This is a genomic window from Aliivibrio sp. SR45-2, assembly GCF_963890165.1.
GTDB classification, from domain to species: domain Bacteria; phylum Pseudomonadota; class Gammaproteobacteria; order Enterobacterales; family Vibrionaceae; genus Aliivibrio; species Aliivibrio salmonicida.
Genome location: NZ_CAWPRC010000161.1, coordinates 99,921 through 111,231 on the forward strand (window position 1 = coordinate 99,921; position 11,311 = coordinate 111,231).

The window sequence follows — 11,311 nt, forward strand, 5'->3', positions numbered from 1 at the left end:
TGCTGATGTTGTGAATAACATCAGCACTATACCTGTACGAATAGACAGTTATCAAGTTTTCTAGTCAATCTAATCGCTATTATAAATTTGCAGCCAACTCAACACCTTGACGAATAGCTCGTTTAGCGTCTAGCTCACCGGCATGCTCTGCACCACCAATAACATGATGTGTAATGTTTGCTTTAATTAATGTATCAACCAATTCGTTGACCGAAACTTGCCCTGCACACATTAATACTTGGTCAACATCTAATAATTTCACTTCATCATTATGTCGAATATATAAACCTTCATCACTCACTTTCAGATATTCAACGCCCGCCAACATATTTACCCCCCGTTTCTCTAACGTGCGTTTGTGAATCCAACCTGTCGTTTTTCCTGGTCCTTTACCAACACTGCCACTACGGCGTTGCATCAACCAGACTTCACGCGTTGTTTTATCCGTTTGTTGAGGTTTAAGACCTCCTTCAAACTCAATGTTTTTATCAATATTCCACTCTTGCAACCAACTGTCTAGCGTCTGATTTTCAGGCTCGGTAATCATCGTTGCGACATCAATACCAATACCACCTGCGCCAATTACGGCGACTTTCTGTCCCAAATTTGGCTTAGTTTTAATGTAAGTTTGGTAATCGATAACTTTAGGGTGCTCACTTCCTTCAAGAGTCGGCGCTCTAGGTTTAACCCCTGTCGCCACCACGACATCATCAAATTTGCTCAACTCTTCCATCGTAACGGTATGATTCAATTTCAATGTAATATTTTCATGGTTTACCTTGTTCGAGAAATAACGAATTGTTTCTTTAAACTCTTCTTTGCCAGGGATTTCCATTGCTAAGTTAAACTGCCCACCAATACGGTCATTTCGTTCAAATAATGTCACGTTGTAACCACGTTCAGCCGCTGAAGTGGCACAAGATAGCCCTGCCATGCCAGCCCCAATAATGGCGATATTCCTTTTTGAACTAATGGGATCTAACACTAATTCAGTTTCATAACAGGCTTGGGGATTCACTAAGCACGTGGCTCGTTTTGCCTTAAATACATGGTCCAAACACGCCTGATTACAACCAATACACGTATTAATTAAATCGGCCTTATCTTGCTCTGCTTTATTGACGAACTCTGCATCAGCCAGAAATGGACGCGCCATAGAAACCATGTCGGCTTGACCTGAAGCCAATATATTTTCGGCTACTTCTGGTGTGTTAATTCGATTGCAGGTGATCAACGGAATAGATACTTTATTTTTTAGTTTTTCAGTCACCCAACTAAACGCCGCTCTTGGCACTTGTGTCGATATCGTTGGTATTCGAGTTTCATGCCACCCAATACCAGTATTTAAAATAGTCACGCCCGCTTTTTCTAAGGCTTGAGCTAACTCAACAACCTCTTCAAATGTGCTGCCTTGCTCTACCAAATCAAGCATTGATAAACGGAAAATAATAATAAAATCCGCCCCTACTTTTTCTCGTATCGCTTTAATTATTTCTAAGGGGAAACGCATTCTATTGTGATAATTTCCGCCCCAGTCGTCATAACGCATATTGGTACGAGCACAGATAAATTGATTAATGAGATAGCCTTCAGATCCCATCACTTCAATACCATCATAATTGGCTTGTTTAGCGTAATGGGCACTGTTTGCAAAATCACCTATCGTCTTATGAATTTGGCGATCACTCATTTGAGAGGGCGTAAACATACCAATTGGAGAGCGTATATCTGAAGCACTTAACGCGAGGGGATGCATTGCATAACGCCCAGCATGAAGTAATTGCAGAGCAATTTTCCCACCATTGTCATGTACGGCAGACGTGAGTGCTTTATGTTTTTCTGCTGCTCTAGCAGAACTAAATTGGGCGCTAAATGGGGTTAATCTACCTCTAAAGTTTGGTGCAAACCCACCAGTAACAATCAAACCAACGCCCCCTTTCGCTCGTGCTGCATAAAAAGACGACAGTTTTTTAAAGCCATCATTACTTTCTTCTAAACCCGTATGCATCGAGCCCATTAATACTCGATTTTTTAATTGGGTAAAACCCAAGTCTAATGGTTGAAATAGGTGTGGGTACGTCATGGCAATCCATCGCTTATTGTTATTGTGGTCAGACCAGAATAGTAATTATTTACTGGACACACAATGATGAATTTACAAATATGCAACATCCATCATTATTTTCATGCTTCTCATTTATTTTACGTTGCAAATCAGTAAATCACTTTGATTCTCATTCACGCCTATAGTTACTTTCTACTTAAGTTAGAGTAGGATAAAAGCATAATGAAATAAATAATAAGGAAATATATGAAAGGGTTATTCCACTTCATAAGTAAATGTTTTCAGGCGATATGGAAGTTACTTTCCTTTACACGTCAGCTAGTACTTAATCTGTTTTTCTTGGCTTTTATCGGTGTCATTGCTTTTACCTTTTTAAGTACCGATGATATTCAACAAGATCAAACCGTTGAGAAAAAAGCACTCATTCTGGATCTCTCTGGCCCAATTGTTGAAGAAAGTAAATTCAGAGAGCCGCTAGAACGCGTTACGGCCGATTTACTCGGTAGCCAACGATCACAAGAAAACGTCTTATTCGATATCGTAGATACAATTCGCTATGCCGCTAAAGATGATAATGTGTCAGGTTTAGTTCTTCATTTAAAAGAAATGAATGAAACAAGTCTAACTAAATTGCGTTATATCGCAAAAGCCATCAATACATTTAAAGCGTCTGGTAAACCCGTCTATGCCATCGGTGATTATTACAACCAAAGCCAATACTATTTAGCAAGTTACGCTGACAAAATCTTTATGGCTCCTGACGGCGCAGTCTTATTACGTGGCTACGGAGCTTACACTCTGTACTACAAAGATTTATTAGAAAAACTCAATGTATCGACACACGTTTTTCGCGTAGGTACTTATAAATCAGCCGTAGAACCTTACTTACGTAATGACATGTCTGATGCTGCTAAAAAATCCACGTCTGCATGGCTAACTCAGCTTTGGGATGCGTATTTAGGTGATGTCTCAACCAATCGCCAAATTGACGCAAAAACATTAACGATGCCAATGGATCAGTTTATTGCAAAATTGACGGCATTAAATGGTGATTTATCACAAATGACGGTGGAACTTGGTTTAGTTGACAAGCTCGCTACTCGTCAAGAAGTTCGTAAAGACCTTATTACTGAATTTGGGTCAAATGGTTATGATAGCTTTAAACAAATAAGCTATTACGATTATCTCCCTCAAGTTCACCCTTCGATTATCCCTGATGCAAAAGACATTGCTGTTGTTGTCGCTAGTGGCGCAATTATGGATGGAACTCAACGTCAAGGTACTGTCGGAGGCGATTCAACTGCCGCATTATTACGCCAAGCTCGTGATGATGATAATGTGAAAGCTGTCGTTTTGAGAGTAGATAGCCCAGGAGGCAGTGCTTTTGCTTCTGAAATTATTCGTAACGAAGTTGATGCTCTACAAGAAGCAGGTAAACCTGTTGTTATTTCTATGTCGAGTGTCGCGGCCTCTGGTGGTTATTGGATCTCCGCAAGTGCTGATAAGATCATTGCTCAACCAACAACGATTACTGGCTCTATTGGTATTTTTGGTATTTTAACCACTTTTGAAAAAGGGTTAGAAAAAATGGGCATCCACAGCGATGGCATTTCAACATCACCTTTTAATGGAATTGGCCTTACTCGCCCGCTTGATAAAGACGTTGCTCAAGTCATGCAATTAGGTATTGAACATGGTTATTACCGATTCATTAAATTAGTCAGCGATCATCGTGATATGTCTTTAGATGCTGTTGATAATGTCGCTCAAGGTCGAGTATGGACAGGGAAAGATGCCCTTGAGCATGGTTTGATTGACCAGCTAGGTGATTTTGATGATGCTGTTCAAGCTGCGGCTGAACTCGCCAATATGGATGCATATAATCTGTATTGGGTAAAGGAACCATTAACACCGATGGAACAATTTCTTGAAGAGCTAAGCATGAGCTTAAATGTCAGTGTAAAAGCTGAATTATTTTCATTAGCGCCTGAAGCATTGCAACCAGCCATAAGCAAAGTTGCAACAGATATCAACATGTTAAATAACTTTAATGACCCAAAAGGACAATATCTGTTCTGCCTCAATTGCAGTAATCTGTAAAAGCATGACGAGCCCGACACATGTCGGGCTTTCTTTATGCAGAATGACCAGTATAATCCCACCACCTCCCATAACTCTGTACCGTTGTTATTATGGAAAGAAAACACATTTATATCGCCTACACAGGCGGCACAATCGGCATGTTAAAATCTGATGATCATGGCTATGTCCCTGCATCAGGCTTTATGCAACATCAATTAAAGCAAATGCCAGAGTTTCACCGTGCTGAAATGCCAATTTTCACCATTCACGAATATGAGCCATTAATCGATTCATCTGACATGACTCCAGAAGACTGGCAGCGTATTGCAGATGATATTCGTGCTAACTACGATAAATACGACGGATTTGTAATTCTTCATGGTACGGATACCATGGCCTACACAGCATCTGCACTTTCATTTATGCTAGAGAACCTCGGTAAACCAGTTATTGTTACCGGTTCACAGATCCCTCTTGCAGAACTTCGCTCTGATGGCCAAAGTAACTTATTAAATGCACTGCACATTGCCGCAAATTATCCAATTAACGAAGTGACGTTATTTTTCAATAACAAACTTATTCGCGGTAACCGCAGTACAAAATCTCATGCCGATGGCTTTAACGCATTCAGTTCACCAAATTTACCTCCATTATTGGAAGCTGGTATTAACATCCAAATCAACGGTGTTGAAATTAATAAGCAACCTGAAGGTGAATTTACGGTTAACAACATTACACCACAGCCCATTGGTGTCGTTACCATGTATCCAGGCATCTCTGCGGAAGTGATTAAAAATACATTACGTCAACCTGTAAATGCAATGATATTACTGACTTTTGGTGTTGGTAATGCTCCTCAAAATCCTGAGCTTTTGGCACAATTAAAAGAGGCTTCTGAGCGCGGCGTTGTCGTCATCAATTTAACTCAGTGCTTATCGGGAAAAGTAAACATGGGTGGCTATGCTACGGGTTGTGCTCTTGCTGAAGCTGGCGTGATCAGCGGCTACGATATGACACCAGAAGCAGCTCTTGCTAAGTTACATTACTTATTAAGCAAAAACCTGCCTTATGAAACCATGCGTACGATGATGCAGCAAAATCTACGTGGTGAGTTAACTTACTAACTACAGATGTCTTAAAATAATAAAAAGGCTTCCCTGATCACTCATGGGAAGCCTTTTTTAATTATAAAAACCGAAATATATATTATCTTTTTTCGTTAAGGATAATACGTAATGTACGGCGAAGTGGCTCTGCGGCACCCCACAATAATTGATCACCAACGGTAAATGCATTTAGGAAATCATTTCCCATAGACATCTTACGTAAACGGCCAACAGGAACCGATAACGTACCCGTTACTTTTGCAGGCGTCAGTTCTTGTGCCGTAATATCACGATCATTCGGGATCACTTTAACCCAATCATTATGCGTAGCTATGATCTCTTCAATCTCATCCATCGGCACATCTTGTTTCAGTTTAATTGTCAGTGCTTGTGAGTGACAACGCATTGCTCCGATACGCACACACGTACCATCAATCGCTATTGGAGAATCTTGTAGACCTAGGATCTTGTTAGTTTCAACGGTCGCTTTCCATTCTTCTTTACTTTGACCGTTCTCACGCTTTACATCAATCCAAGGGATCAATGAACCCGCTAATGGCGCACCGAATTCAGAAGTAGGGAATGAATCTGAGCGTAACGTTTCTGCGACTTTTTTATCAATATCCAAAATAGAACTTGATGGGTTCGCTAATTCAGACGTTACACTGTCATTGATAACACCCATTTGAGAAATAAGCTCACGCATATTTTTAGCACCCGCGCCAGACGCCGCTTGGTACGTCATTGCGCTCACCCACTCAACAAGCCCTGCTTTATAAAGACCACCCAGTCCCATAAGCATTAAACTTACGGTACAGTTACCACCGACATACGTAGTAGTACCAGAATGAATACCTTGTTGAATTTGATCGAAATTGACAGGATCTAAACTAATAATCGCATCGTCTTTCATACGTAATGTTGATGCGGCATCAATCCAATACCCTTTCCAACCTGCTTTACGTAACGCAGGATAGACTTTCTCTGTATAACTGCCACCCTGACAAGTAATAATTGCATCAAGTTTAGACAATGATTCTATATCAAACGCATCTTGCAATAGACTTTCGCCCTTGCCTAAATTAGGCGCAGGAATACCAACTTGTGACGTGGTATAAAATACAGGTTCAATAAGATCAAAATCTCTCTCTTCAACCATACGTTGCATTAATACCGAACCTACCATGCCACGCCAGCCAACTAAACCTACTCTCATTGTACTCTCCCTGTATTTAAAAAATAATTTTCTCTGTCCCATCTATATGATGAACAGAGAAAGATCTCAAGCACTATTTGGCTAAGAATTATGTTTTTTATACCCATCAATAAAAGAAAAACAGACAACTAAAGAATTTCATTTGTGCAATTTATCATCACTTAATTTATTTACCTCCTCAATTATGATTTTATCCCCATAGATTTCTAAGGCTTTTATACATTAGAAGCAAATTTCAGATTTAACCTACGAAAAATAAATAAGTAACAAAATACATACTTAATTACACTTCATTAAATCAATAATTAAACTAAAAAATCGAACGATTAATTTAAATATAACCAATTAAATGATATTTAAATCTAGTAATACCCACATTATTTAAAAGAAAATAAAACCAAACCAACACAAGAGAAACCAAGATGAAACATTTTAAAACGTCGAATTAACACTTTTACAACCAAGAAGAGCGTGAATTAACAAGACTAGAGATGATAATCACAATTCAATCATACTTAATCGATCTCTTCTTGATCATCAGGTACAGTTAGCCCCGTTTAGGAAACACAATCCCTTATCGTATGAATTTTATTCATGCATACAAAAAAGAGGCTTTATACATGAAGCAAGCAACGACAAAATTACCTTCGTTAACGCAGGTAATTATTTCTTTAGGGCTATTTCTACTTCTTGCCTTTTCATTCACGGCACAACTTGACCTACCAATTCAACTAGCACTTTACATAGGCTGGTTCATTATAATTACGTTAGGTATTAAGTTAGGCCATGATTATAAATCTTTAGAAAAAGCAGCTCTAAATGGAATATCTAATGGACTAGGAGCGGTGTTAATTCTCTTGGCTGTAGGTGCCTTAGTTGGTACTTGGATCTCTGGTGGTATTGTTCCTACAATTATTTACTATGGTTTAAAAGCCATTCACCCATCAATCTTTCTACTTGCCACAATGATCATCTGTTCATTAACAGCACTTGCAACAGGAACCTCTTGGGGTGCCGCGGGTACTGCGGGTATTGCAATGATGGGGATTGGTCAAGGACTTGGTGTTCCGGCTCCAATTACTGCCGGTGCTATCCTTTCTGGTTGTTACTTCGGTGATAAAATGTCACCACTGTCTGATTCCGTAATTCTTGCTTCTTCTATGTCTGGTGTTGAGGTCGTAGAACATATTAAAGGCATGCTTCCTGTTGCCCTTATCAGCTACATTATTACTGGTATTATGTTTACTGCCTTTGGTTTCCATTTCGCAGGCAACGTTGATATGAGCCAAGTGGATTCAGTTATCTTAGCAATGGAAGAACAATTCGTTATTACTCCATTTTCATTCGTTCCTGTTGTTATTGTTCTTGGCCTATTAGCAATGCGTATGCCTTCTTTCCCTGTGATCAGCTTTGGCTCATTACTAGGAATTATCTGGGCTGTAATGGTTCAAGACATCAACTTCTTAACCGCATTTAATACAGCGTGGGCTCCATATTCAATTGAATCAGGGGTTGGTTTTATCGATTCAATTCTAAATCGTGGTGGCATGTCTTCAATGCTAGGTTCGGTAGCGGTCATTATCTTTGGTTTAGGCTTTGGTGGTCTACTGGATAAAGTCGGTGTACTAGAAACGGTCGCTAAACTATTCGAAAAACGCGTGCAAGGCCCTGGCTCACTTGCGACAAGTACTATTGCGACAGCCTTCTTTGGTAACATCTTCGGCTCAGCAATGTATGTATCACTTATCCTTACCCCAAAGATTTGTGCGAAAAACTACGACCGTTTAGGTTACAAGCGTAAAAACTTATCTCGTAACGCAGAATTTGGTGGTACGTTAACATCAGGTATGGTGCCGTGGAGTGATAACGGTATCTACATGGCGAGTATTTTAGGTGTAGCGACACTGTCTTACGCACCATTCATGTGGTTAAGCTTTGTTTGTATTATCGTGACTATTGTTACGTCTTACATGGGCTGGTTTGTTGATAAATGTGACCCAATTATTACCACAGAAGAAACAGATGACGTCATTGCAGTAGAAACAAAAACTGCATAATAAAAATAGAACGACTCTGTTTTAAATAAAAAAATGCCAGTGATTGTGAACTCAAACACTGGCATTTTTTATGTCTATTGTATCTGATTTACTTTTGCATGATATTTGTCATCATTGTGATTTTTATACCACTGTTTTCTTTACTGCCGCTCGTTTCCCTAAGAAATAACCTAAGCCTAAAGGAGCAAAGAAAATAGCCAAGATGAACAAGATAAAGTAGATGATCGTGCTCTTAATCAAATCAATCACTTTATCCATCGCAAGCGTTAGTACATCTTGTGAGACTTGGTCGAGATCTTGAGTGAACTTCTCACGCTCTTGAGAGACAATTACTGCAATCGCTTTACGTTCTCTCTCTACCATATTAACCAGTTCTTGGCGCTCTCTTGCTACCATCGCTTCCAAAGCGATACGCTCTGCACTTAACTGGTTTAATTTATCATCTGTTTTATTGTCTAAATCATCCAATAATGGCTGTAATTGCAAACTCATTTGTTCTGCTAAATTTTGCATGTATTCTGGATTATTATTAACAAAATCTTGGAATGACTCCGATGTGTTTCGTAAGCTTTCCATTGTTTTATTAATGTCATCGCCATTCAGATTGCTGTTCATCGCGATAAGCTGAGCTTTCCATGTCATGATTTTTGGTGTTTGCTCAGAGACTAAACTAAGTTGATCAGAAACATCACCAAGCGCTTCTGGCATTGAACCAAGCGTTGCTACCGCTTCTGTCTCATCAATATTTTGATCGGCTAGCCATGCTTTTAGAGCTGGGGTTCTTCTCATAGCTACGCTATCAAAGGGATACTCTGCAACAAATTGTGCAATAAAGTCTTTTGCTTCATTAAATTCAGAACTTGGTAATAGCTTCTTTGCTAATGCCTCAATGTCAACATGCAGTAATTGACTCGTTTTAAAATCAATATTCCCTTCAAACACGTCGGCACCCTTCCCATCATCAGAAAAGAATTGTTCCATTTGAGCGGCAAAGACCCATGTATCAATTAACGAAATAGTCGGTGACACTTGATACGCTGCATGTTGTAACCCCTCTTCTGCGTGTATTTTCCACAACAAGACATAAGATTGATGCAAGGTATCATCTTTCGGATACATCGCTGAGATTTCGTCTGCGGCGGATTCAACTTCACTAAAGAAATGCTTACTGTATGCACGAGTTAAAATACGCGTATTTAACTCCGCGGTTGTTAGAGGTACCGATTGGGATTCAATTTTCAGTTCCAGTAAAGAACACCCATTAAGTACAAATAGAGATAGAAATATAGAAAAGAATTTTGAGGTGTATTTCATAAACAACCCTACCTAGCCAAATTATTATAATTAAGAATAGATAGGGTAGCATTTTGTAAAAAACAATTAACTTAGATAGTTAATATCTACGATAAAAATACCGCTATTTTCACATTTATTACATGAACAAATACATACCATCTATGATTCAGAAGAACCTAAACGGCGTGTTAATTGATCTTTTAGGTTAGGAGGAGTGCCCTTAATGGTTAATGTATCGGTTTCTGGATCGTAAAATACACGCTCCCCCAATAACATTGCATCAAAATTCAATGACAAACCACCACCAGCTCCCACAAACTTAGTCAGCTTACGTAATGCCGTACGATCAACAGGAAAAGACTCTTCTAACTCATAACCCTGCTCTTCAGCAAATTGATAGAAATTAGAACCAGATTCCGATGTCGGTAATTCACCTGATAATTCTTTTACCGTTAACTCTTCACCAGCTTGTAATTGACCATTACAGTAATCATATACTTGCTTACGGTACTGTTGTTTTTCTTCTTTCTCTAACCGTTCATCAGCACAGAAATCTTCAACGGCTTGCATTAATACTTGGTTTTGAACCTTCGTATCCATACCAACATCTGCTTGTAAGAAATCTAAGAAGAAGTCAGATACTTTGCGACCTACTCTACCTTTAATAAAAGTAAGGTACCGATTAGAGTCTGAATCTGTTTCCCATGTTGATAAATCAATACGCGCTGCGATATCCATTTTCGCAATATCAAGATAATCAGTCGCACTGATATTCAGCTCATCAGTAACTTTCATGCTCTCATTTGATGGCAAAACTGCCACAAATAAATATTCTGTTGCTAAAGATTGGTACTCTGCGATAACGAGGATACCTTCTTCTGCAAATGGGTATTTGATCAGCTCAGATTTCAGCTTTTCCGCAGATTTATTACTAAACTCTAAGAATGGGGTTTCATTCTTACGAACAGAACCTAACCAGTGACCAAATTCACTTTCAGTCTTGAAAATACCAAAACCTTTACCTGCTTTTGAATTAAACACTCTGTGCAGCTCAGAAACTAAGGCTTCAGTAAATTCTTCATTCTCAAGAAGTTGATTTCGTAGACAAACTTCAAGCTCATCTTGCTCATTTTTTACTAATTTATGTAAAATTACGTTTGAAAGGATTAAACTCATAATAGAAAAGGTTTTTAGTTGACGTACATAGTAGGTTATCATAAGCCGCTTTCACTATCATTAACTGAAAAGACTTATGGCTATTACTTCGAAATACAGCAACAAACAAATTGAACAAATGTTAACAGAGATGGTCGATGTATTAGATAAACATCGTGCTCCTGCAGATCTATCTCTAATGTTGGTTGGTAACATTGCGACTAATGTACTAAACCAAGAAGTGCCAGCAGAACAGCGTAAAATTATCGCTGAAAAATTTGCTCAAGCGCTGCTTAGCTCATTAGATATTCCAAAAACTCACTAAGAGCGAGAA

8 protein-coding genes are annotated in these 11,311 nt (G+C 38.9%); 4 read left to right on the top strand and 4 right to left on the bottom strand.

Features of this window, described 5'->3' with window-relative positions; genetic code table 11:
- Positions 1 to 79: 79 nt before the first annotated feature.
- The gene (locus AACV33_RS12745; RefSeq protein WP_182699314.1) at positions 80 to 2,083 is read right to left on the bottom strand and encodes an NADPH-dependent 2,4-dienoyl-CoA reductase; all 2,004 of its coding nucleotides are present in this window, start codon (positions 2,081 to 2,083) and stop codon (positions 80 to 82) included.
- A gap of 228 nt (positions 2,084 to 2,311) precedes the next feature.
- Here AACV33_RS12745 and sppA point away from each other — a divergent pair, with 228 nt between their 5' ends.
- Together sppA and ansA are read left to right on the top strand one after the other, a co-directional pair.
- Positions 2,312 to 4,165 carry a signal peptide peptidase SppA gene (gene sppA / locus AACV33_RS12750; RefSeq protein WP_182699315.1) on the top strand — a complete coding sequence of 618 codons (1,854 nt, stop codon included), beginning with the start codon at positions 2,312 to 2,314 and terminating at the stop codon, positions 4,163 to 4,165.
- Positions 4,166 to 4,257: 92 nt separating this feature from the next.
- Entirely contained in the window at positions 4,258 to 5,271 is a 1,014-nt protein-coding gene (ansA, locus tag AACV33_RS12755) for an asparaginase (protein ID WP_012550684.1), read from the top strand.
- Between the two features lie 82 nt (positions 5,272 to 5,353).
- On the opposite strand, the gene asd is transcribed toward ansA, so the two are convergent.
- The gene (asd, locus tag AACV33_RS12760; RefSeq protein WP_012550685.1) at positions 5,354 to 6,469 is read right to left on the bottom strand and encodes an aspartate-semialdehyde dehydrogenase; all 1,116 of its coding nucleotides are present in this window, start codon (positions 6,467 to 6,469) and stop codon (positions 5,354 to 5,356) included.
- Between the two features lie 620 nt (positions 6,470 to 7,089).
- On the opposite strand from asd, the gene nhaC reads away from it, so the two are divergent.
- Positions 7,090 to 8,526 (top strand): Na+/H+ antiporter NhaC, encoded by a 1,437-nt coding sequence (gene nhaC / locus AACV33_RS12765; protein WP_065612098.1) that lies wholly within the window; start codon positions 7,090 to 7,092, stop codon positions 8,524 to 8,526.
- 123 nt (positions 8,527 to 8,649) lie between these two features.
- Here the strand turns inward: nhaC and AACV33_RS12770 are convergent, their stop codons facing one another.
- Both AACV33_RS12770 and yejK read right to left on the bottom strand, forming a co-directional pair.
- The gene (locus AACV33_RS12770; RefSeq protein WP_182699316.1) at positions 8,650 to 9,840 is read right to left on the bottom strand and encodes a chemotaxis protein; all 1,191 of its coding nucleotides are present in this window, start codon (positions 9,838 to 9,840) and stop codon (positions 8,650 to 8,652) included.
- Positions 9,841 to 9,981: 141 nt separating this feature from the next.
- Entirely contained in the window at positions 9,982 to 10,998 is a 1,017-nt protein-coding gene (yejK, locus tag AACV33_RS12775; RefSeq protein ID WP_012549816.1) for a nucleoid-associated protein YejK, read from the bottom strand.
- Positions 10,999 to 11,074: 76 nt separating this feature from the next.
- Here yejK and AACV33_RS12780 point away from each other — a divergent pair, with 76 nt between their 5' ends.
- Positions 11,075 to 11,302, top strand: a complete 228-nt coding sequence (locus AACV33_RS12780; protein WP_012549815.1) for a YejL family protein — start codon at positions 11,075 to 11,077, stop codon at positions 11,300 to 11,302.
- Positions 11,303 to 11,311: the final 9 nt, after the last annotated feature.